This is a genomic window from Streptomyces sp. NBC_01077, from assembly GCF_045162855.1.
GTDB lineage: Bacteria > Actinomycetota > Actinomycetes > Streptomycetales > Streptomycetaceae > Streptomyces.
This window is the reverse complement of sequence record NZ_CP108669.1, coordinates 5,131,888-5,154,343: the sequence shown is the minus strand read 5'-3', so window position 1 is coordinate 5,154,343 and position 22,456 is coordinate 5,131,888. Positions and strand designations below refer to the sequence as shown.

22 protein-coding genes are annotated in these 22,456 nt (G+C 71.7%); 15 read left to right on the top strand and 7 right to left on the bottom strand.

The features are described from left to right. The first annotated feature begins 36 nt into the window (after nt 1–36). Together OG462_RS23205 and OG462_RS23200 are read left to right on the top strand one after the other, a co-directional pair. Nucleotides 37–882 (top strand): alpha/beta fold hydrolase, encoded by an 846-nt coding sequence (locus tag OG462_RS23205; RefSeq protein WP_406060352.1) that lies wholly within the window; start codon nt 37–39, stop codon nt 880–882. 16 nt (nt 883–898) lie between these two features. Continuing rightward, complete coding sequence (locus tag OG462_RS23200; RefSeq protein WP_406060351.1) at nt 899–2,155, top strand: winged helix DNA-binding domain-containing protein; 1,257 nt, start codon at nt 899–901, stop codon at nt 2,153–2,155. 99 nt (nt 2,156–2,254) lie between these two features. On the opposite strand, the gene OG462_RS23195 is transcribed toward OG462_RS23200, so the two are convergent. Further along, nucleotides 2,255–2,884 carry a MarC family protein gene (locus tag OG462_RS23195; protein ID WP_406060350.1) on the bottom strand — a complete coding sequence of 210 codons (630 nt, stop codon included), beginning with the start codon at nt 2,882–2,884 and terminating at the stop codon, nt 2,255–2,257. A gap of 151 nt (nt 2,885–3,035) precedes the next feature. On the opposite strand from OG462_RS23195, the gene OG462_RS23190 reads away from it, so the two are divergent. After that, nucleotides 3,036–3,452, top strand: coding sequence for a YciI family protein (locus OG462_RS23190; RefSeq protein WP_406060348.1), 417 nt, complete (start codon nt 3,036–3,038; stop codon nt 3,450–3,452). A 196-nt stretch (nt 3,453–3,648) separates the two neighbouring features. Continuing rightward, entirely contained in the window at nt 3,649–5,784 is a 2,136-nt protein-coding gene (locus OG462_RS23185) for a TerD family protein (protein ID WP_406066672.1), read from the top strand. 49 nt (nt 5,785–5,833) lie between these two features. On the opposite strand, the gene OG462_RS23180 is transcribed toward OG462_RS23185, so the two are convergent. Then, nucleotides 5,834–7,291, bottom strand: a complete 1,458-nt coding sequence (locus OG462_RS23180) for a DHA2 family efflux MFS transporter permease subunit (protein ID WP_406060346.1) — start codon at nt 7,289–7,291, stop codon at nt 5,834–5,836. A gap of 64 nt (nt 7,292–7,355) precedes the next feature. Here OG462_RS23180 and OG462_RS23175 point away from each other — a divergent pair, with 64 nt between their 5' ends. Beyond that, nucleotides 7,356–8,096, top strand: coding sequence for a TetR/AcrR family transcriptional regulator (locus OG462_RS23175; RefSeq protein ID WP_406060344.1), 741 nt, complete (start codon nt 7,356–7,358; stop codon nt 8,094–8,096). A 79-nt stretch (nt 8,097–8,175) separates the two neighbouring features. Further along, nucleotides 8,176–8,463 carry a metal-sensitive transcriptional regulator gene (locus OG462_RS23170; RefSeq protein ID WP_030318196.1) on the top strand — a complete coding sequence of 96 codons (288 nt, stop codon included), beginning with the start codon at nt 8,176–8,178 and terminating at the stop codon, nt 8,461–8,463. A 152-nt stretch (nt 8,464–8,615) separates the two neighbouring features. Here the strand turns inward: OG462_RS23170 and wrbA are convergent, their stop codons facing one another. Beyond that, nucleotides 8,616–9,224, bottom strand: coding sequence for an NAD(P)H:quinone oxidoreductase (wrbA, locus tag OG462_RS23165; RefSeq protein ID WP_406060342.1), 609 nt, complete (start codon nt 9,222–9,224; stop codon nt 8,616–8,618). A 175-nt stretch (nt 9,225–9,399) separates the two neighbouring features. Here wrbA and OG462_RS23160 point away from each other — a divergent pair, with 175 nt between their 5' ends. Next, the gene (locus OG462_RS23160) at nt 9,400–10,035 is read left to right on the top strand and encodes a TetR/AcrR family transcriptional regulator (RefSeq protein ID WP_406060340.1); all 636 of its coding nucleotides are present in this window, start codon (nt 9,400–9,402) and stop codon (nt 10,033–10,035) included. A 90-nt stretch (nt 10,036–10,125) separates the two neighbouring features. Here the strand turns inward: OG462_RS23160 and OG462_RS23155 are convergent, their stop codons facing one another. Beyond that, nucleotides 10,126–10,905 carry a TetR/AcrR family transcriptional regulator gene (locus tag OG462_RS23155; protein WP_406060338.1) on the bottom strand — a complete coding sequence of 260 codons (780 nt, stop codon included), beginning with the start codon at nt 10,903–10,905 and terminating at the stop codon, nt 10,126–10,128. Between the two features lie 120 nt (nt 10,906–11,025). Between OG462_RS23155 and OG462_RS23150 the strand changes: the two genes are divergently transcribed. Beyond that, nucleotides 11,026–13,305: an ATP-binding cassette domain-containing protein gene (locus tag OG462_RS23150; protein WP_406060336.1), complete on the top strand. Its 2,280-nt coding sequence runs from the start codon at nt 11,026–11,028 to the stop codon at nt 13,303–13,305. Nucleotides 13,306–13,318: 13 nt separating this feature from the next. Here OG462_RS23150 and OG462_RS23145 read toward each other — a convergent pair whose 3' ends face one another. Continuing rightward, a complete protein-coding gene (locus OG462_RS23145; protein WP_406060334.1) occupies nt 13,319–14,500 on the bottom strand; it encodes an erythromycin esterase family protein in 1,182 nt (393 codons plus the stop codon). Between the two features lie 50 nt (nt 14,501–14,550). Between OG462_RS23145 and OG462_RS23140 the strand changes: the two genes are divergently transcribed. From OG462_RS23140 to OG462_RS23125, 4 genes are all read left to right on the top strand, one after another. Next, nucleotides 14,551–15,123, top strand: a complete 573-nt coding sequence (locus OG462_RS23140) for an RBBP9/YdeN family alpha/beta hydrolase (RefSeq protein WP_406060332.1) — start codon at nt 14,551–14,553, stop codon at nt 15,121–15,123. Between the two features lie 10 nt (nt 15,124–15,133). After that, nucleotides 15,134–16,159 carry an alpha/beta fold hydrolase gene (locus OG462_RS23135; protein ID WP_406060331.1) on the top strand — a complete coding sequence of 342 codons (1,026 nt, stop codon included), beginning with the start codon at nt 15,134–15,136 and terminating at the stop codon, nt 16,157–16,159. A gap of 42 nt (nt 16,160–16,201) precedes the next feature. Continuing rightward, nucleotides 16,202–16,846, top strand: coding sequence for an HhH-GPD-type base excision DNA repair protein (locus OG462_RS23130; protein ID WP_406060329.1), 645 nt, complete (start codon nt 16,202–16,204; stop codon nt 16,844–16,846). 115 nt (nt 16,847–16,961) lie between these two features. Continuing rightward, entirely contained in the window at nt 16,962–18,515 is a 1,554-nt protein-coding gene (locus tag OG462_RS23125) for a M28 family metallopeptidase (RefSeq protein WP_406060327.1), read from the top strand. 34 nt (nt 18,516–18,549) lie between these two features. Here the strand turns inward: OG462_RS23125 and OG462_RS23120 are convergent, their stop codons facing one another. After that, nucleotides 18,550–20,232, bottom strand: coding sequence for a helicase HerA-like domain-containing protein (locus OG462_RS23120; protein WP_406060326.1), 1,683 nt, complete (start codon nt 20,230–20,232; stop codon nt 18,550–18,552). A gap of 96 nt (nt 20,233–20,328) precedes the next feature. On the opposite strand from OG462_RS23120, the gene OG462_RS23115 reads away from it, so the two are divergent. Continuing rightward, entirely contained in the window at nt 20,329–20,625 is a 297-nt protein-coding gene (locus OG462_RS23115; protein WP_015034993.1) for a type II toxin-antitoxin system VapB family antitoxin, read from the top strand. Nucleotides 20,626–20,742: 117 nt separating this feature from the next. After that, complete coding sequence (locus OG462_RS23110; protein ID WP_406060323.1) at nt 20,743–21,372, top strand: LytR C-terminal domain-containing protein; 630 nt, start codon at nt 20,743–20,745, stop codon at nt 21,370–21,372. A 112-nt stretch (nt 21,373–21,484) separates the two neighbouring features. On the opposite strand, the gene upp is transcribed toward OG462_RS23110, so the two are convergent. Then, complete coding sequence (upp, locus tag OG462_RS23105; RefSeq protein WP_024756127.1) at nt 21,485–22,120, bottom strand: uracil phosphoribosyltransferase; 636 nt, start codon at nt 22,118–22,120, stop codon at nt 21,485–21,487. A 92-nt stretch (nt 22,121–22,212) separates the two neighbouring features. On the opposite strand from upp, the gene OG462_RS23100 reads away from it, so the two are divergent. Beyond that, on the top strand, nt 22,213–22,422 hold the full coding sequence (locus tag OG462_RS23100) for a hypothetical protein (protein WP_406060322.1): 210 nt from the start codon (nt 22,213–22,215) through the stop codon (nt 22,420–22,422). Nucleotides 22,423–22,456: the final 34 nt, after the last annotated feature.

Sequence of the window (22,456 nt, the reverse complement as noted above, 5' to 3'; positions counted from 1 at the left end):
AACGACACCCCACCTCGCCCCCCTGGAGCAGCACTCATGGCCACCGTCACCGTCGGCACCGCCCACGTCCGCTACGACGTCGAGGGTTCGGGCGCCGGGCCCGCCCTTCTCCTCGTCCACGGCACCGGTTCCGGTGGCGCCGTCGTCAACTGGGGGCAGACCGCGCCCCGCTTCACCGCCGGCCGTGCGGTCATCACCCTGGACCTGTCCGGCGCCGACCGGACGGTCGACGACGGCGGTCCGCTGACCGTCGAATCGCTCGCCGCGCAGGTGATCGCGGTGATCGAGGACGCGGGCACCGGGCCCGTCGACCTGCTCGGGTTCTCCATGGGCTCCCCGGTCTCGGCGGCCGTGGCCGCCCTCCGCCCCGATCTGGTCCACCGCCTCGTCCTGGTCGCGGGGTGGGCGTACACCGACGGCGACGAGTACCTGCGGAACCTGTTCACCCTCTGGCAGCGGCTCGGGGAGTTCGACCCGGCCGGCTTCGGGCGGAGCGTGACGATGACCGGGTTCAGCCGCGGCTTCCTCAACTCCATCGGCCGCGAGGGCGTCGAGGCGCTCATCCCGAACATGCCGCCCACCCCGGGCACCCTGCGGCACGTGGCGCTCGACCTGGCGGTCGACATCCGCGCGCTGCTCCCCCGGATCGCGGCGCGGACGCTGGTCGTGGGGTGCGCGCAGGACGCCACCGTCCCGGTGGAGAACAGCCGGGAACTGCACGCGGCGATCGGCGGCAGCGCGTACGCGGAGATCGATGCCGGCCATGTCGTCTTCTTCGAGAAGGAGGACGAGTTCGTGCGGACGGTGACGGATTTCCTCGGCTCCGACACCGTGGACTCGGACTTCCGCGGCTCCGATCTCCGCGTTTCGGTCAGCGCCTGAGGCCATGCTTGGCCACATGGGTGAGACGAGGACGATCGACGCCGCCGAACGCAGGGCCCGGCTCGGAGTGCGGCACCGGCTGGCAGGGGGCGCGCGGGCCGGGTCGGCGGAGGAGGTCGCGGGCTCGCTCGTCGCGCTGCACGGGACGGACCCGGCGAGTGTGTTCCTCGCGGTCGGGGCGCGGCTGACCGGGAAGGTGCGGCCGGTGGCGGACGTCGAGCGGGCGCTGTACGAGGACCGGTCGCTGGTCCGGATGCACGGCATGCGGCACACGCTCTTCGCCTTCCCGTCCGCGCTCGCCCCCGCCGTACAGGCTTCGACGACCGACCCGGCCGCCGTTCGCGAACGCGCCACGCTGATCCGGCACTTGGCGGCGGGCAGCGCCTTCGACGCCGAGTGGCTGGCGGAGACCGAGCGGCTCGTCCTCGCCGAGCTGGCCGTGCGCGGCGAGGCGACCGGGAGCGAACTCGGCGAAGCCGTCCCGGCGTTGAGATCGACGTATGTGTACGGGAAGGGCACGCGGCAGGAGGGCGTCCAGTCCGTCGCGAGCCGGGTCCTGCGGGTGCTCGGTATGGAGGGGCGGATCGTACGCGGCCGGCCTCAGGGCACGTGGACGTCGAGCCGGTTCCGCTGGACGCCCGGCGCGACCGACTCCGCTTCCGACGACTCTCCCCACGCCTCTTCCGACATCTCCGCCCACTCTTCTCCCCGGCCCTCTTCCCACCCCGCGCCCGATCCCGCCGAAGCGCGGGCCGAACTGATCCGGCGGTGGCTCGGGGCCTGCGGGCCGGCGACCGAGGCGGATCTGAAGTGGTGGACGGCGTGGAAGGTGACGGATGTGCGTGCGGCGCTCGCCACCGTCGGGGCGCTGCCGGTGACGCTCGACGAGGGGGTCGGATTCGTCCTGCCGGACGACCTCGACCCCGTGACGGACCGGGAACCCGAGCCCGAGCCGTGGGCGGCGCTGCTGCCCGCGCTCGATCCGACGCCGATGGGCTGGCAGTCCCGCGACTGGTACCTGGACCCGGAGCACCGGGCCGCGCTCTACGACCGCAGCGGGAACATCGGGCCGACGGTGTGGTGGAACGGCCGGATCGTCGGTGGCTGGGCGCAACGCCCGGACGGCGAGATCGTCCACCGGCTCCTGACGGACGTGGGCTCGGTGGCGGCGCGGGCGATCGGGGCGGAGACGGAGCGGCTGGCGGGCTGGGTCGGGGACGTACGGGTGACACCTCGCTTCCGCACGCCGCTGGAACGGGAACTGGGCGCCTGATTCCACCCCGGCCTGCTCCGGTCCGCTCCCCCGTGGTCCGCTCCGTCCCAGCCTGCTCCCCCACGGTCCGCTCCGCCCCGGCCTGCTCCGTCCCGCGGCTCAGTGACGCAAGTACAGGCCCGGGACGCCCAGTTCCGAGAGGCCGTCGAGGACCAGGTCGACGCCGACGGCGGCGAGCAGCAGGCCGAGCAGGCGGCCGAGGAGCTCGATCGTGGCGTGGTGGGTGCGGCGCAGGACGCGGGCGAGCAGCAGGACGCAGACCAGGTCGAGCGCGATGACGGACACGTACGAGCCGACGACGGTCGAGCGCCAGGTGAAGGAGTCGCGGGCGGCCGCCTCGATGAGCACGGCGGTCATGGCGAGCGGGCTCACGACGTACGGCATGAGCAGCTCACGCACGCCGCTGACCAGGTCGGGGGCGTCCTGGTGGGTCGTGTTGGAGCCGAGGTGGAGACCGAGGACGAGCCCGACCGCGTAGATGAAGAAGATGACGCCGCCGGCGAGCTGAAGCGCGGGGGTGCTGATGTGGAAGACGTTCAGCAGCCAGGGGGCGGTGATGCCCATGACCAGGCCGACGAGGACGGCCGCGCCCGAGGAGATGAGGGCGATGGTCCGCATCTGGCCTACGGGGTGGACCTGGGCGAGGCCGGCGAAGGCGAGGAGGACCTTCGGGGGGCCGACGACGGAGAAGAACGTGATGAAGGCGGCGGAGTAGCTGAAGGCGTTCACACCGGAATCATGGTGCGGGCGGGTGATTTCTCCGGTTTTTCCGGTCGATGCCCGCGCGGTGTCGAGAACCGGTCCTCGGCTCCGACTGTCCTGCGAGAGGCAGTACGCGGCACCCCGCAGGAAGCGGGAAACGAGAAGCGAGGAGGACGTCATGAAGTATCTGGTGATGGTGCAGGGCAGCCAGGCCGACTACGAGGCCATGGTGGGCCGCCCCACCGACAGCAGCCCCGCCTGGAGCAAGTCGGACGTCAAGGCGATGTTCGCGCACATGAACACGATCAACGAGGAACTGACGGCGAAGGGCGAGATCATCGACGCCCAGGGCCTCGCCGCCCCGGCCACCACCCGGTTCGTGACGGTGGACGGCGACGGCAAGCCGGTCGTCACGGACGGCCCCTACGCGGAGACGAAGGAGGTCATCGCCGGCTTCTGGCTGCTCGACTGCGCCTCCCTGGAGCGCGTGACGGAGATCGCCGCCCAGGTCGCCCGCTGCCCGCAGCCCGCCGGCGCCCCGGAGTACGCGGTGGTCATCCGCCCGGTCGACGAGGCGGGCCCGAGCCAGGACTGAGGGGCGCGGACCGGCCTTCGGCAGTCCACCGAGGCCGCTCGGCAGGCCTGTCATCCGCCTGCCGAGTGGCCCTTTCAGGCCATCGACGCACACCGTTAGTCCAGGTTTCACATTCCCTCCCCATCCTCCTGTTGAGGACGCTACGGTCCCCTGAGATGCACATCACATCGCGAGGTCCGGGGGACGCATGCACGAGATGGCCAAGGGAGCCAACATCGGACTGGCTGCACTCAGTGACGACGCTGGGTCGGTCGTCGTCGGTCTGAGCTGGAGCAGCGCGGCCGGCGATGGCGACGCGGACGTCTCGGTGCTGCTGGTCGACGGCGACGGCAAGGTCCGCAGTGACTCGGACTTCTACTTCTACAACCACGCCGCCGCCGAGGACGGCAGTGTGCAGCTCCTGGGCAAGGTCCCCACGGAGAACGGCAGCGAGGACCGGATCAGCCTCGACCTCACGGCCATCCCCTCGGACGTCGCCACCGTCGTCGTGGCGGCCAGTCAGTACGGCGGTGCCTGCTTCGGGGATCTGGACGACCTGCGCATGACCGTCACCGACCGCTCGGGCGAAGCGCTCCTCGGGTTCTCCATCCCGGACGCCACGATCGAGACGGCCTTCATCTTCGGCGAGCTGTACCGGCGCAACGACCAGTGGAAGTTCCGTGCCGTGGGCCAGGGATACGAAACCGGTCTCGCCGGTCTCGCCACCGACTTCGGCATCACGGTCGACGAGGGCGAGGACGAGGACGTCGAGGGCGCGGAGATCCAGGGCGGCGGCGGAGAGGAAGCCAGCGCGGCCGGCCGCTCCGAGGCCGCAAGGGGAGCCGGGGAGACGTCCCCCGGCGTGACCGAAACCGACCTACGGGCATCCGACGCCCTCCGGATCCCGGCGCAGGCCAACGCCTCCACGGATCGCGCGGCATCGGCCCCGGACGGGACGGCCGCCGTTCCTGCCCCGCTCTCGGACACGCCCCAGCCCGCCCGCCGCCGCGGAACGCGCACGGCCAAGAAGAAGGTCACCCTCCCGAAGGCCGCGAAGAAGTCCCTGGCGGAGAACGATTCGTGGAAGCCGGCCCGGCTCTTCCCCGTTCCCTCCTACAAGAGCGACCGGGAGCGGGAGGTGCGCGCGACATCGGTCCTGCTCTCCGTCATGGCGGAAGTGCCGGAGTTCGGTCGCCGCCTCACCGCTGGTTTCGGGGCTCCCGCCGGCCGGATGCAGACGTTCACCGAGGTATCGCTCCCCCACGGCGACAGCCCGAAGCGCCCGGACGGGGTCATCCGGACGGAGCGGGCCGGGAAGCTCTGGACCGCGCTCGTGGAGACCAAGACCAACGGCAACCCGCTGAAGTCGGAACAGGTCCAGAACTACATGGACATCGCCGCGAGGCGCGGTTATGAGGCCGTCATCACCCTGTCCAACGACGTGGCCCTGGAGGGCAGTCCGCTCGTCGAGGTCAAGACGGACGGCAGGCGCAAGCACAAGGTCTCACTCTGGCACCTCTCGTGGGCGGAGGTGGCGCACCAGGCACAGATGCTGATCCGGCACGAAGGCGTCGGCAATGCCGCGCATGCCTGGCTCCTCCAGGAGCTGCTCCACTACCTCCAGCACGAGAACTCCGGCTGCCACGGCTTCCAGAACATGGGACCGTCATGGGTTCCCGTCCGCAACGGGATCGACGGCGAGACCCTGTGCCAGGGCGATCCCCGCGCGGTGGAGGTCGTGGAGAGCTGGGAGCGGCTGATCCGCCAGGTCTGCCTCCGGCTGGGCGGCGAGCTCGGACAGAAGGCCCTGCCGGTGCAGAGGGCCAAGCGCGGCTCCGACCCGAAGTCCCGGCGCACGGAGCTGGCCGACCGGCTCTGCGAAGAGGGGAAGCTCTCCGCAGAGCTGCGTGTCGACGGTGCGCAGAGCATCCTCTCCCTCACCGCGGATCTCCGGACCGGCAAGATCCGCACGTCCATCGACGTCCCCGCACCCGACGGCGCTTACCCCCTGTCGGTCGCGAAGCGGCTCCTGCGTGTGCTGGACGACGCACCCGCCGACCTGCACGTCGAGACGCTGCTGGAGGGCCGGAGCGGACCACGCGGCACCCTGGAGCGGCTCCGCCCCGAGCCGGGGGATCTGCTGCCCAAGGACGGCGTGGCCATCTCCGGCTTCCGACTGTCCCTCTTCAAGGGCATGGGCAGCAGCCGGGGCGGCACGGAGTCGGGGTTCATCCGCAGCATCGACGAGGCCGTCGACCGCTTCTACAGCTCGGTCGTCGCTCATCTGGGTCAGTTCGAGCAGCGACGGGCTCCGCGGGTGGCGTCCGCCGCCGACACGTCCGGGGCCCACTGAGCCTCCGCCGCCCACCTTGCCTGCCGCTGCCGCAACGGTGTTCCGGATCTCAGTGCATCCCGTGCGGGCCGCCCGTCAGGTGGGGGCGGCCTCGGGGGATGAGGAAGGGGGACGCCAGGGCTGTGGCCGCGGCCGTCAGGGTGCAGAGGGTGTACGCGGCGGTGAGGCCGGTCGGGGTCGGGGTGATCGTGGTGGTCAGGGCCAGGGTGGAGACGAGCGCGACGCCGATGGAACCGCCCAGCTCGTGGAAGGTGTTCACGATGCCGGAGGCGAGGCCCGCCTCGTGCGGGGCGATCAGGCCCAGGGCCGTCGTCGTCGCCGTGACGAAGACCGCGCCGAGGCCGAACGACGCCGTCGCGAGGGCCGGCAGGAGCGTGGTCCAGGGGCCGGACGCGGGGTCCAGGAAGATCAGCGGCAGGCAGCCGAGGGCCGCGACCGTCAGGCCTCCGGTCGCGCAGCCGCGTGGGCCGATCGTGCTCACCAGGCGGGAGCCCAGGTGGGCGCCGATCGCCGTGGTGAGTGCCACCGGGAGGAACAGCAGGCCGGTGCGCAGGGCGTCGAGGCGGTGGACGTGCTGGAGCTGCATCGAGCCCAGGAAGAAGAACGAGATCAGGAGCGCCGTCGCGACCAGCATGAGCAGTGAGCCCGCGACGACCGGTCGCCGGGTGAACATGCGCAGGTCCATCAGCGGCGTGCGGGTCCTGCGCTCGGTCGCCGCGAACGCTCCGTAGAGCGCGACCGCACCCAGCAGCGGCAACAGGGTCGCCGCCGAGGTCCAGCCGGAGTCGCCCGCGGTGACCAGGCCGTAGACGAGTGCGCCGGTCGCGGTCGTGACGAGCAGGGCGCCCGGGATGTCCAGGCCGCCGCCCCCCTTCACACGCTTCGCCGACGCCGGTACGAACCTCGGGAGCGTCGCCAGGACCGCCAGGCCGACCGGGACGTTGACGTAGAAGATCCACGGCCAGCCCGGGCCCGATGTGAGGGCACCGCCGAGGAGGACGCCCACCGCCGAGCCCGTACCGCCGATGGCTGCCCAGACGCCCAGCGCCTTGGGCCTTTCGGGGCCGTGGAACATCGTGGTGACCAGGGCGAGGGCCGCCGGGGAGAGGAGTGCGGCGCCGACGCCCTGGGCGATCCGGCCGCCGAGCAGGACGCCGGCGTTCGGCGCGAGGCCGCAGGCCAGGGACGCGGCGGTGAAGAGGGCCAGTCCGGTGAGGAGGACCCGGCGGGCGCCGAGGGCGTCGGAGAGCCGTCCGCCGAGGAGCATCAGCCCGCCGAAACAGAGGGTGTACGCGGTGACGACCCAGGTCAGGGCGGTGCGCCCGAGGTCGAGGTCGGTGGCGAGCGCCGGCAGGGCGACGTTCACCACGGTCACGTCGAGGACCAGCATGAACTGGGCCGCGCAGATCAGCGCGAGGGCCGTCCAGCGGCGCGGGTCGGGGCGCGGGTGGTCATGGGCTTGGGCTTGGGCATGGGCCGGGGAGGGTACGGCGGCATCGGTGGGCATAACTGAACTGTACGGCACAGTACAGTTGAACTCAAGAGTACAGTTCCGTTGGTAGGGTGGGCCCATGGACGCCCAGCCCGTACCGGCCGCCAAGCCCGCCCCCACCGGCCCGCGCGCCGCCCGTAAGCGACAGGCGGTCGTACGGGCCGCCCGCGACCTCTTCCTCCGCGAGGGCTTCGGCGTCGGCATGGACGCCATCGCCGCCGAGGCCGGCGTCTCCAAGGTGACCGTCTACAACCACTTCGGCAGCAAGGAAGCCCTCTTCACCGCCGTCGTCGCGGGCGTCCTCGACGAGCCCCTCGGGGACGGCGGACACGGCGAGGGAGGCCGCGGCGACGGGCCCGATCTCGCGCGGCTCGTCCAGGCCGACGGGCCCGACGCACTCAAGGCCGCCCTCACCGACGCCGGTCGCGCCTGGGGCCTGGCCGTACGCACCGACGCCGAGGGGCGCGCCCTGCGCACCCTCGTCGCCACCGAGCTCCACCGCTTCCCCGAGCTGGGCCGCGCCTGGCGCGCGCACGGCCCGGCCGGCCACCACCCCGCCGTCGCGGACGCCCTGCGCACCCTCGCGGAGCGGGGTCTCCTCGACATCCCCGATCTGGAGGTCGCCGTCCTCCAGCTCTACTCGCTGCTGGTCTTCCCGCAGATGGTGTTCGAGCAGTACGGGACGGAGCTCACCGAGGAGCTGGGCGAGCGCCTCGTCGTCGACGGGGTGGAGATGTTCCTCCGGCGGTACGCCTCCCCGCCCGGGTCCACGCCCGGGCCCGCGCACTCCTCCGCGCGCTCCTCCACGCCCGCACCCTGACGCAGGTGTCATCCTTGGTCTTCGACGGAGCCCCGCGCGGGGAGTAAATTACCCCCTGGGGTATCTGTGAGGAGTGGCTGTGGAACTGGATCTCGCTGGTGCGGAGCTGAAGTCGGTACTGAACCGGCTGCGCCGGGCCCAGGGCCAGATCTCCGGCGTGATCCGGATGATCGAGGAAGGCCGCGACTGCGAGGAGGTCGTGACCCAGCTGGCCGCCGCCTCCCGGGCCCTCGACCGGGCCGGATTCGCGATCATCGCGACCGGCCTCCAGCAGTGCCTGACCGATGTCGAGGACGCCCGCCGGAACGGCGAGGACCGCGACGCGATGCGGGCCCGGCTGGAGAAGCTCTTCCTGTCGCTGGCGTAAGGCATAGGCATAGGCATAGGCATAGGCATAGGCATCGGCATCGGCGCCCCAAGGACACATCAGCACCACCACAGAAGTGCCCCCGGAGGGAAGTTCCCCCGGGGGCACATCTGTCATGACATGTCATGGCATGTCGCGGTCTGCCGTGGCGATCAGTCGACCGCCAGGCCCTTCAGCCGCTTCGCGAACGTCGTCAGCCGCTGCCCCTGGTAGCGGGCGGCCGCGAGGACGTTCTCCTCCGGCGCGCCGTTCGCGCCCGGGTGCGCGGTGCCGTACGGGTTGCCGCCGGCCGCGTACACCGACGGGTCCGTGAAGCCGGGGGAGACGATGACCGAGCCCCAGTGGTGGAAGGTGTTGTAGAGCGCGAGCAGCGTCGACTCGTTGCCGCCGTGCAGGTTGTGCGCGCTGGTGAAGGCGGTCGCGGGCTTGTCCGCCATGACGCCCTGCTGCCAGAGGCCGCCCGTCGTGTCGATGTACTGCTTCAGCTGCGCGGCCACGTTGCCGAAACGCGTCGGGGAGCCGAGCGCGTACGCGTCCGCCCACTCCAGGTCCTCAAGGGTGGCGACCTCGATGTCACCGGTGGCGTCCACATGGGCGCGCCAGGCCGGGTTCGAGTCGATGGCGGCGGCGGGGGCGAGCTCGGGCACCCGGCGCAGGCGCACCTCGGCGCCGGCCTTCTCGGCGCCTTCGGCGACGGCCTGGGCGAGCTGGTGGACGGCACCCGTGGCCGAGTAGTAGATGACGGCGACCTTCACGGACATGGCGATCTCCTCAAGCGGATCAATTTCCGTTTCGATGCTTCGAGTTAAACGGATTGCTATCCGGTTTGCAAGGGGAACGGGTATGCTCACATCGAGGGCGACCGGAACGGGGAGACGGGGCGCGACACGAGGAACAGCGCGCGCAGGCGGCGCACCAAGGACAGGGAGTCGGCAGATGAGCACGGAGAATCCGCAGGCCGGAGGCGCGGCGGCACCCCTGCTCGGCCTGCTCCCCACCGTCGACGCCCCCGCACCCGAGCGCGCCGACGCGGCCCGCAACCGGCGCAAGATCCTCGACGCCGCCGCCCGGATCGTCGCCGAGGACGGCCCCGAGGCCGTCACCATGAACCAGGTCGCCCACGCCAGCGGCATCGGCGTCGGCACGGTCTACCGCCGCTTCGGCGACGTCTCCCAGCTCCTGTGGGCGCTCCTCGACGACCGCGAGCGCCAGTTCCAGGAGGCGTACATGAGCGGCCCGCCGCCGCTCGGACCGGGCGCCCCGGCCGACGCGCGGCTCGACGCCTTCCTCGACGCGCTCGTCGACCGCGTCGGCGAGCAGCGCGAGATCCTGCTCGCCGCGCACTCCGCCGCGCCCCGCGCCCGGTACCACAGCGGCGCGTACCGGGTGATGCACACGCACGTGGCCATGCTCATCGGACGGCTCCGGCCCGGCTCCGACAGCACGCTCCTCGCGCACCTGCTGCTCGCGTCGTTCTCACCGGACGTCATGCACCACCTCACGGTCGAGCAGGAGCTGTCGGCCGATCGCCTCAAGGCGGGGGTGCGGGAGCTGCTCCGGCTGCGGGCCTGACCCGGGCCCGACAGTCGCAACCGGGCGTGACCAGGCCCGGCAGGCACGACCAGGCTTGACCGGTGCGGCCAGGCCCGACCGGGCCCCGCCTCAGACCGATCCCAGCGCCGCCAGCCCGTCGAGCACCCGCGCCAGACCAAAGCCGTACGCGTGTTCCGCGTCGTACAGCCCGTCGTACGCGATCGCCGCAGCCTCCCCCACCCGCGCCGCCAGCGGGAACCGCGACTCGTCCAGCGCCCTGGCGAGCAGCGGCTCATGGGCCTCCCACCACTCCGCGTCGGACATCGCGCTCTCCCGCTCCACGGCCCGCGCGTCCAGCTCCGCCCGCGCGCCGGACTGCACGAAGCCGAGGATGTACGTCAGCGCCGAGTCCCGGGCCACGTCGTCGAGACCGAGGCCCTCGAAGGCCCCGAGCTCGTACTCGTACTTGCTCATCACGCCGGGCCCCAACGGGGCACGCACGATGCGCAGTTCGACCAGCCACGGGTGGCGCAGGTGCAGCGCCCGGTTCGCGTCCGCGACCGCGGTGACCCGGGCCCGCCAGGGCTCGTCGGGGCGGAACGGCGGCCGGTCCATCCGCAGGAAGACGGCGTCCAGCATGAGGTCCAGGAGCTCGGCCTTGCCGGGGACGTACGTGTAGAGCGTCATCGGGGTCACGCCGAGGTGCTGGGCCACCGCGCGCATGGTCAGCGCGTCGAGGCCGCCGCCGTCCGCGAGGGCGAGGGCCGCGTCGACGACCGCGTCGACCGTGAGGCCCTGCCGGGGGCCGCGGCGTCCCGCCGGGGCGGCCGAGCCGTCGCGCCACAGGAGTTCCAGGGTGCGCGCGGGGTCGCCGGCGCCGCTGCTGTTCTTCCCCTTCGCCGCCACCATGTCGTTCCGTTCTCACAGGTTCTCGCGGGTTCTCGCAGGTCAGACCGCTCCCCGATAACTTTATACGCTGTATAGAGTACCCTTCCCGGGCAAGCAGGCCGACCACCGGAGGGCGCACGCATGAACCACCCCGTCGCAGCGGACAGCCACCACGTCATCCAGGTCCGCGGGGCCAGGGAGAACAACCTCAGGAACGTCGACGTCGACCTCCCCAAACGCCGCCTCACCGTCTTCACCGGGGTCTCCGGCTCCGGGAAGTCGTCCCTCGTCTTCGGCACCATCGCCGCCGAGTCGCAGCGCCTGATCAACGAGACCTACAGCGCCTTCCTGCAGTCCTTCATGCCGTCGCTCGCCCGCCCCGACGTCGACGGACTCCACAACCTCAGCGCCGCGATCGTCGTCGACCAGGAGCGGATGGGCGCCAACTCCCGCTCCACCGTGGGCACCGCGACCGACGCGTACACGATGCTGCGGATCGTCTTCAGCCGCCTCGGCACCCCGCACATCGGCACCTCGGGAGCGTTCAGCTTCAACCTGCCCGAGGGCATGTGTCCCCGCTGCGAGGGCGCCGGCGAGATCTCGGACATCGACGTCGACCAGCTCGTGGACCGCGAGAAGAGCCTGAACGAGGGCGCGATCACCGTCCCCAACTTCGCCGTGGACTCCTGGTACTGGCGGATCATGGCCGAGTCCGGCTTCTACGACCCCGACAAGAAGCTCGCCGACTTCACCGAGCGGGAGTGGGAGGACTTCCTCCACAAGCCCTCCTGCAAGGTGAAGGTCGGCAGCAACTCCTTCACCTACGAGGGCCTGGTGCCCAAGGTCCAGCGGCTCTTCCTCGCCAAGGACCGCGAGTCCCTCCAGGCCCACATCAAGGCCTTCGTCGACCGGGCCGTCGGCTTCGGCACCTGCCCCGAGTGCGAGGGCGCCCGCCTCACCCGGGCCGCGCTGTCCTCCCGTATCGACGGGGTGAACATCGCCGAGTGCTCGGCGATGCAGATCAGCGACCTCGCCGCGTTCGTCCGCCGGATCGAGGACCCTTCCGTCGCCCCGCTCCTCGCCGGCCTGCGCGAACTCCTCGACTCGCTCGTCGAGATCGGCCTCGGCTACCTCTCCCTCGACCGGTCCTCCGGCACGCTCTCCGGCGGCGAGGCCCAGCGCGTGAAGATGGTCCGCCACCTCGGTTCCCCGCTCACCGACATCACGTACGTCTTCGACGAGCCGACCACCGGGCTGCACCCGCACGACGTCCGGCGCATGAACGACCTGCTCCTGCGGCTGCGCGACAAGGGCAACACCGTCCTCGTCGTCGAGCACAAGCCCGAGGTCATCGAGATCGCCGACCACGTCGTCGACCTCGGCCCGCGCGCCGGGACCGCCGGCGGCGAGATCTGCTACAGCGGAAACGTTCCCGGTCTGCGCACCTCCGGCACCCTCACCGGCAACCACCTCGCGCACCGCGCCAAGCTCCGCACGGAGGTACGCGTCCCCACCGGCGCCCTGAGCATCACCGGCGCCACGCAGCACAACCTGAAGGACGTCAGTGTCGAGATCCCGACCGGGGTCCTGACCGTCGTCACGGGCGTGGCGGGATCCGGCAAGTCCTCCCTCATCCACGGCAACCTGCCGGGCCGCGAGGGGGTCGTCGTCGCCGACCAGTCCCCCATCCGCGGTTCGCGCCGCTCGAACCCGGCGACGTACACGGGGCTCCTCGGCCCGATCCGTACGGCCTTCGCCAAGGCCAACGGCGTCAAGCCGGCCCTCTTCAGCGCCAACTCGGAGGGCGCCTGCCCCCGCTGCAACGGCCTCGGGCTCGTCTACACCGACCTGGCCATCGCGGCGGGCGTCGCCTCGGTCTGCGAGGAGTGCGAGGGCAAGCGGTTCACGCCCGAGGTGCTCACGTACGAGCTGAACGGCAAGAACATCCACGAGGTCCTGTCCCTGTCGATCGAGGAGGCGTACGACTTCTTCACGGCCCTCTCGGCGAAGAGCCAGGCCCGCACGATCCTCGGTCGCCTCAAGGACGTCGGCCTCGGCTACCTCCGCCTCGGGCAGCCCCTCAACACCCTCTCCGGCGGCGAGCGCCAGCGGCTCAAGCTCGCCATCCACATGGCGGAGAAGGGCGCCGTCTACGTCCTCGACGAACCCACCACCGGCCTCCATCTCGCCGACGTCGACAAGCTCCTCGCCCTCCTCGACCGCCTCGTCGAGGCCGGCAACACGGTCGTCGTGATCGAGCACCACCAGGCCGTCATGGCCCACGCCGACTGGCTGATCGACCTCGGCCCGGGCGCGGGCCACGACGGCGGCCTGATCGTCTTCGAGGGCACACCCGCCCAACTGGTCGAGAAGGGCGACACCCTGACGGCCCGCCACCTGCGGGAGTACGTGGGCGGCTGAGGCGCCCCGGGGATCACAAGGGCCGTGAGGGCGTCGAGACGGGGACGTACGCCAGACCGTCGTACTCGGCGCCCGGCACCGTCGGCGCGACGTTCCAGCGGTAGGTGAGGCGGGAGACGTACGCCCCGTGGGTGCGGGTGAGGTGCGTCTCCGTCACCCACGGCTCGTCCGCGCGGGACCGCAGGTCCACCAGGTGCGTGCCCGGCGCCCGTGCCGCGAGGAGCGCTTCGAGCGTGCCCTCGCGGGCGGGCCCGAGCCGGTTCACAGCCACGGGCGAGGGCCGCTTCACGCGCGGGCGCCACGGCCCGGGCCACATCCGGCGGGCCCGGAAGGCGCCCTCGCCGAAGACCAGGCCGAGTGCGTAGTACGCGGATCCGTACCGCTCCCGCAGCCGGGCCCCGAGCGCGGCGCCCCGGACGCCGATGTGGCCGTTGTGGGCCCAGACCGCGACCCCGGCGCCGCCGCCGGCGGCCACGGCCTCGTCGACCCCGTCGGCCATGAAACCGTCCCTGGCCCGCCACATTTCCGCGCCGGGCTCACGGGTGACCACGTCGGCCGCCCTCAGCAGGATGCGGGCATGACGCCGGTCCTCGGCGGACGCCCGACCGGCCGCCTCCAGGGCCTCATGCCCTCCGGCCTCGGGGATCTCCCCGGACCCCCGCACCCCGGCCTCCAGGGCCTTCGCCGCCGTGAGCAGTTCCTCCCGGCGCTCCGGGAGTTGGCCCGGGTAGGCCTCCGCCAGCGCCGCGAGGACCCCGGCCCGCTCCTCCCCGAAGTGCGCGAGCGACGCCCCGCACCGCTGCGGGTCGATGCCCACGAAACCGACCTGCTCCGCGCGGGGGCGTCCCCGGTTGTAGTCCCGCATCCACTCCAGGAGGTCCAGGACCTCCCGGGTCCGCCAGACCCAGAAACCGAGGCCGGTCAGGACGGCCGCCCCGTCGCCGGCGCCGCCCCTGACGTACGCGTCGACGGCGGGCCCGGCGGACGCGCTGGCTTCCATCGCGAACGTCCGGAAGCCGTGCTCGACCACCAGGTACTCGAAGATCCGGTGCTTGAGACGGAAGAACTCCGCCGTACCGTGCGTGGACTCGCCCATGCCGACGACCCGCACTCCGTCCAGCGCCGCCCCGAACTCAGCCCCGAACTCCACCCCGTCGAACTGCCCCGACGGCCCGTCTTCCCTTGCTCCGTCCACCCACTGAAACTATCTGGACCGGGCCCTTCCGACGAGCGCACGATCACGCCATGACGAGCGATTCCAAGACGTTCCTGATCCTGCACGGCTTCCAGAACCACCGTCCCCCCGGCCACTGGCAGCACTGGCTCGCCGGGGAGCTGCGGGCGCGCGGCCACGAGGTGCGCCATCCGCAGCTGCCGGAACCGGACGCGCCCGTGCTCGCGGACTGGCTCGCGGCCCTGGAGGAGCACGGGGAGCGGCCGGCCGGGGGCGAGTTCGTGGTGCTCGCGCACAGCCTGTCGGTGCTGCTGTGGCTGCGGGCGGGCGCGCGCAGGCCGCTCGCCGACCGGGTGCTGCTCGTCGCCCCGCCCTCCCCGCCGGTGACCGCGTCGATCCCCGCGATCGCCGCCTTCGCCGAAGGGCTGGACCTGGCGGAGAAGGGCGTACGGGCACGACTCGTGTACGGGGACGGGGACCCGTACTGCCCCGAGGGCGCCGACGTCCACTACGGCACCCCGCTCGGCCTCGACACGGACCACGTCCCGGGCGGCGCGCACCTCAACCCCGACTCGGGGTACGGGGAGTGGGCCTCGCTCCTGGAGTGGTGCGAGGACCCGGCGGTGCGCGTCAAGGGTCGGTAGCCTCGGGCGGATGTACTCCGAGACCGCACCGTACGACCAGGGCCTGCTCGACGTGGGCGACGGCAATCTCATCCACTGGGAGGTCTCCGGCAACCCGGCGGGCAGGCCCGCGCTCGTCGTGCACGGCGGGCCGGGCTCGGGGTCCTCGCCGCGCAGCCGGCGTCTCTTCGACCCGGCGGCGTACCGGGTCGTCCTCTTCGACCAGCGCGGCTGCGGGCGCTCCACCCCGCACGCGAGCGACCCGGCCGCCGACATGAGTGTGAACACCACCGCGCACCTGGTCGCGGACATGGAGCGGCTGCGGGAGCACCTCGGGATCGACCGCTGGCTGCTGTACGGCGGCTCCTGGGGCTCGACCCTGATCCTGGCGTACGCGGAGGCGTACCCGGAGCGGGTCACGGAGATCGTGATCGCGGCCGTCACGACCACCCGCCGTTCCGAGACGGCCTGGCTGTACGAGGGCGTCGGCCGTTTCTTCCCCGAGGCCCACGAGCGCTTCCGGGCGGGGATCGACGGAGCCGGGATCGGCGGAGCAGGGGTCGGCGGAGCGGGCGTCGACGGAGCAGGGGGCGACGGAGCAGGGGGCGGCGGGACCGCTGCCGGCGCGGCCGCGGACCTCGTCGGTGCGTACGCCGCCCTCATGAACCATCCCGACCGGGCCGTACGGGAGAAGGCCGCGGCCGACTGGTGCGGCTGGGAGGACGCGGTCCTCTCGATGGAGGGCCAGGGCACCCCGTACACCGACCGCGTCGACGACGCCCGGCTCGGCTTCGTCCGGATCTGCTCGCACTACTTCGCGCACGGCGCCTGGCTGGAGGAGGGCGCCCTGATCCGCGACGCCCACCGGCTCGCCGGCATCCCCGGCGTCCTGATCCACGGCCGGCTCGACATGGGCGGGCCGCTCGACACCGCCTGGCAGCTGTCCCGCGCGTGGCCGGACGCCCGGCTGCACGTGGTCGAGAGCGCCGGTCACCTGGGCGGCGAGGAGACCCGGCAGCTGATCCTCGCCGCCCTGGACGGCTTCGCGAAGGGGTGAGTCCACCGGGCGGGCGCCCCGCCCGGGCGGGATGATCGAGACATGAGTCCCGTGTCCAAGAGCCCCGCCCCCTCCTCCCACCCGGAGATCCGTCTCGCCCAGCAGGCGGACGCCGACGCGCTGCTCGGCCGGTCCCCGCTCGCCGCGCTCGTCGGCATGCTCCTCGACCAGCAGGTGCCGATGGAGTGGGCCTTCTCCGGGCCGTACACCATCGCCTCGCGGCTCGGCGCGGACGATCTCGACGCGCACGAGATCGCCGCCCGGGACCCGGAGGAGTTCGCCGCGCTGCTCTCCGAGAAGCCCGCCGTGCACCGTTACCCGGGGTCGATGGCCCAGCGCGTACAGCAACTGTGCGCGTTCCTCGTCGAGGAGTACGGGGGCGATGCCGAGGCCGTCTGGGCGGACGCGGCGACCGGGAAGGAGCTGCTCGCGCGGCTCCAGGCGCTGCCCGGCTTCGGGAAGCAGAAGGCGCAGATCTTCCTGGCCCTGCTGGGCAAGCAGTACGGGGTACGGCCGACGGGCTGGCGGGAGGCGGCGGGTGCGTACGGCGAGCAGGGCGCGTACCGCTCGGCCGCCGACATCACGGGTCCGGAGTCGCTGGCGAAGGTGCGGGCCCACAAGCAGGAGATGAAGGCGGCGGCGAAAGCGGCGAAAGCCGCCAAGGAGACCAAAACAGCAGGGAATTGATAATTCCAGATTTCAATCCTGCTCTATGTGACAGGAATTGTGGAGAAGGTGTTCACAGGATGCCCTGCTGATCGCTAACTTCCCCTCAACCTCGTCCGTAACGGGAAGGACTTCTGTGAACGCTACCCAGCGCCGAGCCGCGGCCATTCTGGCCGCCGCCGCCCTCGCCACCCCCCTGGTCCTCGCCTCCCCCGCCACCGCGGTGAAGGACCCCACGGCCGCACCCGCCCGCGATGCCGCCAGGCTGGCGAAGAAGCTGGTCCGCGAAACCACTGGCCAGGACGCCTACAAGCACCTGCAGAAGTTCCAGGCGATAGCCGACTCGGCCGGCGGCAACCGCGCGGCCGGAACGCTCGGACACGACGCCTCGGCCGCGTACGTGTACCAGCAGCTCAAGAAGGCCGGCTACGACGTCTCGTACGAGCAGTTCGACTTCATCTACACCGAGACGCTCGCCGAGAAGGTCTCCGTGGTGACGCCCGCGCCGCGCACCCTCGAGATCCGGGCGATGACGTACACCAAGTCCACCCCGGTCGGCGGCATCAAGGCCGGTCTGGCCGCCGTGCCCGTAGACGCCGACGGCACCACCGGCTGCGAGCCGGGCGACTACGCCGCCGGCGCCTTCACCGGAAAGGTCGCGCTCATCAAGCGCGGTGGCTGCTCCTTCGCGATCAAGCAGGAGCAGGCCGCAGCGGCCGGCGCCGCCGGCGCGATCGTCTACAACAACGTCGAGGGCATCCTCTCCGGCACCCTCAGCGACCCGGCCGCGGGCAAGATCCCGACCGGTGGCATCAGCCTGGCCGAGGGCGAGAAGCTCGCCGCCGACCTCGCCAAGGGCCCGGTGAACCTCTCCTTCGAGATCCGCCAGCTCCAGGAGAAGCGCGTCACCAACAACGTCATCGCGGAGACCAAGGGCGGCAACGCCGCCAACACCGTGATGCTCGGCTCGCACCTCGACTCCGTCACCGCGGGCCCCGGCATCAACGACAACGGCTCCGGCTCCGCCGGTCTCCTCCAGACCGCCCTGGAACTCGCCAAGTCGAAGGACAAGGTCCGCAACAAGGTCCGCTTCGCCTGGTGGTCGGCCGAGGAGAACGGCCTCCTCGGCTCCGACCACTACGTCAAGAACCTCACCGCGCTCGACAAGAGCGAGATCAAGCTCTACCTCAACTTCGACATGATCGCCTCGCCGAACTACGGCCTGTTCGTGTACGACGGCGACAACTCGGACAACGTCGGCGAGGGCGCGGGCCCCACGGGCTCCGCCCAGCTGGAGCGCGACATCGCCGACTTCATGGACCAGCGCGGGCTCCCGCACGAGGGCACCGACTTCTCCGGCCGCTCCGACTACGGCCCGTTCATCAAGGTCGGCATCCCCTCCGGCGGCACCTTCACCGGCGCCGAGGGCATCAAGACCGCTGCCCAGGCAGCCAAGTTCGGCGGCACGGCGGGCGTCGCGTACGACGTGAACTACCACGCCAAGGGCGACGACCTGAAGAACATCGACATGAAGGCCTTCAACGCCAACATCGCCGTCATCGCCAACGCCGTGGGCACCTACGCCCACGACATCTCGTCCCTGCGCAAGCCGGTCGTCTCCACGCCGGCCACGGGCGGCGAGAGCAGCGGCGGCGGCCTGCACAGCGACCACGACGAGGTCACGCAGTAGTCCTGGAGGTCACGCAGTAGTCCTGTCGGTCCTGTCACCTCCTACGGCGGGCAGTACCGAAGATCGAGCGGCTGATCTCCCGGCCCAGCTGGGTACCGACCGACCGCGCCAGGGACTTGAAGATCCCACTGCCCACCACCTGTTCGGCGAGCGAGGGCTCCGGCTTCGGAGCCCTCGCTCCACCCGGCTTCTCCGCCTTCTCTGCCTTCTCGGCCTCCTTCGCGGCCGCCGCCTGTAGCGCCGCCGCCTCCGCCGCCCGCTGCTCGGCCGTCAGCTTCTCGTACGCCGACTCGCGGTCCACCGCCTCCGCGTACCGCCCGTGGAGCGGGGAGCCCTTCACCGCCGCGTCCAGGGCGGCCGCGTCGATCGGACCCATCAGCGACTGCGGCGCCCGCAGCCGGGTCGCCGCCACCGGGGTCGGGGCACCCTTCTCGCTCAGTACGGTGACCACCGCCTCACCCGTGCCGAGGCCCGTGAGGACCTCCTCCAGGTCGTACGGCGAGTTCGGGAACGTCCGTACCGTCGCCTTCAGGGCCTTGGCGTCGTCCGGGGTGAAGGCGCGCAGCGCGTGCTGCACCCGGTTGCCGAGCTGCGCGAGCACGTCCGAGGGCACGTCCTTCGGCGTCTGCGTCACGAAGAACACGCCGACACCCTTCGAGCGGATCAGCCGCACGGTCTGGGTGATCGACGCCAGGAACGCCTTCGACGCACCGCTGAACAGCAGATGCGCCTCGTCGAAGAAGAAGACCAGCTTCGGCTTCTCCAGATCGCCGACCTCCGGAAGGTCGTTGAAGAGATCCGCCAGCATCCACATCAGGAAGGTCGAGAAGAGCTGCGGCTTGTCCTGCACCGCGGGCAGCTCCAGGACCGAGACGATCCCGCGCCCGTCCGCCGCCGTCCGCAGGAACTCGGCCGTGTCGAACTCCGGCTCCCCGAAGAAGCCCCCCGCGCCCTGCTGCTCGAAGGCCGTGATCGACCGCAGGATCACCCCGGCCGTCACCGTCGAGAGACCGCCGATCCCCTTGAGCTCGGCCTTCCCGGTGTCCGAGACCAGGAAGGCCACCACCGCCCGGAGATCCTTGAGGTCCACCAGCTCCAGACCCTTGGAGTCGGCGTAGTGGAAGATCAGGCCGAGCGACTGCTCCTGCGTCTGGTTGAGCTGGAGCACCTTCGAGAGGAGTACGGGGCCGAAACTGGTCACCGTGGCGCGCACCGGGATACCGGGGCCGGTCCCGCCGAGCCCGTAGAACTCGCAGGGGAAGCCCGTCGCCCGCCACTCCTGGCCGACCTGGGCGGCCCGCTCCCGGACCCTCTCGCCGTCCTCGCCGGGGGCCGAGACGCCGGAGACGTCGCCCTTGATGTCGGCGAGGAAGACCGGCACGCCGTTCGCCGAGAGCTGCTCGGCGATCAGCTGGAGCGTCTTCGTCTTTCCGGTGCCGGTGGCGCCGGCGACCAGACCGTGCCGGTTGAGCACGGGCAGCGGGATACGGATCGGCGCGTCCGGGTGACAGACACCGTCCCAGAGCAGTGCCCCCAGATCGAGTGCCGCCCCCTCGAAGGCGTACCCGGCGGCGATCTCGGCGGCGGGGCCGGGCAGGGCGCCGGCCGGGGCGGTCGACTGGGCCGCCCCGGGCTCCTGGGCGGCGGGAACCGCCTGGGCTCCCTCGGGCTCCTGGGCTCCCTCGGCAGCGGCCGGTGGCTGCTCGCTCACGCTCATCACGGCACCCCAATTCCGGTTTGTCACGGTTCGCACCAGCATCCCACTGCCCGTGCATGGCTGCGCCGGGAGCCGCTCGCCCGGTAGGCTTTCCGTGTGATCTTCAAGCGCATCGGAAACGGAAAGCCGTATCCCGACCACGGCCGGGAAAGCACCCGGCAGTGGGCGGACGTCGCCCCGCGCCCGGTCCGCCTCGATCAGCTGGTCACCACCAAGGGCCAGCTGGACCTGGAGACGCTGCTCGCCGAGGACTCCACGTTCTACGGCGACCTCTTCGCGCACGTCGTGAAGTGGCAGGGCGATCTCTACCTCGAGGACGGACTGCACCGCGCCGTCCGCGCGGCGCTCCAGCAGCGCCAGGTGCTGCACGCCCGCGTCCTGGAAATGGACTGAGACGGCGCCGACCGGCACCGTACTCGCTGACCCTTTCGGGGTCAGTTCGCCCCCATCCGGACGCGATCACATGATCATCAAGTAGGCATCGCCGACGGGCGGCATTACGCTGCGTTCATGAGCATGCTCACTCCCCCCGGAATGGGCGGAAAGTACCGCATCACAGGGGACATCTACCCCCGCATGCGCCGCCCGCGGCGCCGTCGCAGGATCGTCCTCGCGGCCGCGGCCGCCGTGGTCGTGCTCGGCGCGGCCGGCTGGGGCACGCTCCAGCTCGTCGACGTCTTCTCGGGCGACGAGGGCAAGAAGACGACGGCCGGCAACCAGACCGACTGCAAACCCGTCGCCAAGGCGACGACCGCACCCGCCGCCGCCCTCCCCAAGCCCGCCCAGATCACGGTCAACGTCTACAACGCGACCCCGCGCGGCGGGCTCGCCAGGACGACCGCGGACGAGCTCAAGAAACGCGGCTTCAAGATCGGCAAGGTGGGGAACGCACCCACCGCCTACGACAAGAAGGTCCCCGGCACCGGCCTGCTGCTCGGCGCCACGACCGCCACCAAGGGCGCCTTCCCGGTCCTCGGCACCCAACTCAAGGGCGCCACGACCAAGACGGACACCCGGGGCACGGCGGACGTGGACCTGATCATCGGGACCGCGTTCAAGAACCTGGCCCCGAAAGCGACGGCGGACGCGGCCCTGGTCGCCCTGACCAAGCCCGCGCCCGTACCGACCGGAAAGTGCTGAGGAGTTAGAGCGGCTCTGCCGTCCGGCGGAGCCGCAGCCCGCTGTTCGGCGGAGCCGACAGCCTGTTATTCGGCGGAGCCGCAGCCCGCTGTTCGGCGGAGCCGACAGCCCGCTATTCGGCGGAGCCGTACATGCGGTCGCCCGCGTCGCCCAGGCCCGGAACGATGTAGCCGTTCTCGTTGAGACGCTCGTCGACCGAGGCCGTCACGACGGTGACGGGGGTGCCCGCGAGCTCGCGCTCCATGATCTCGACGCCCTCCGGGGCGGCGAGGAGCACGACCGCGGTCACATCGTCGGCGCCGCGCTTGATGAGCTCCCGGATCGCCGCGACGAGCGTGCCGCCGGTCGCCAGCATCGGGTCGAGGACGTACACCTGGCGGCCCGACAGGTCCTCCGGCATCCGCGTGGCGTAGGTCGACGCCTCCAGCGTCTCCTCGTTGCGGATCATGCCCAGGAAGCCGACCTCGGCGGTCGGGAGCAGTCGGACCATGCCGTCGAGCATGCCGAGCCCGGCGCGCAGGATCGGGACCACCAGCGGACGCGGGTACGACAGCTTCACGCCGGTCGTGGGCGTGACGGGGGTCTCGATGTCGACCTGCTCGGTCCGGACGTCCCTGGTGGCCTCGTAGGCGAGCAGGGTGACCAGCTCGTCGGCGAGCCGACGGAAGGTCGCGGAATCCGTGCGCTTGTCGCGCAGCGTGGTGAGCTTGTGGGCGACCAGCGGGTGATCGACGACGTGGAGACGCATGACCCAACAGTAGCCCGCCGCGCACTGGCGTCGACCCTCGCCACTGGGGGAAGGTGGGGACACGGGGACCCTGCGACGGGGTGGAGTGGCCGATGCCCGACCTGGAAGAACCGGCCGAGGGCGCCGCCGATCGGGCGGCCCGGACACCGGCACCGGAGACGGACGCGGAGCGCCGCAGGCGCCGCGCCCAGTTCCTCCGCGAACTGGGCGAGGCCAAGGCGCTGCGCGAGCGCGTACAGCCCAGACGCGCGCGGGCGGCCCGGATGCGCCAGGCCATGCGGATGCGGACCTTCCGCTGGTGAGGAGCCCGTCAGGGACCCCTTGTGCGCCCCCCGC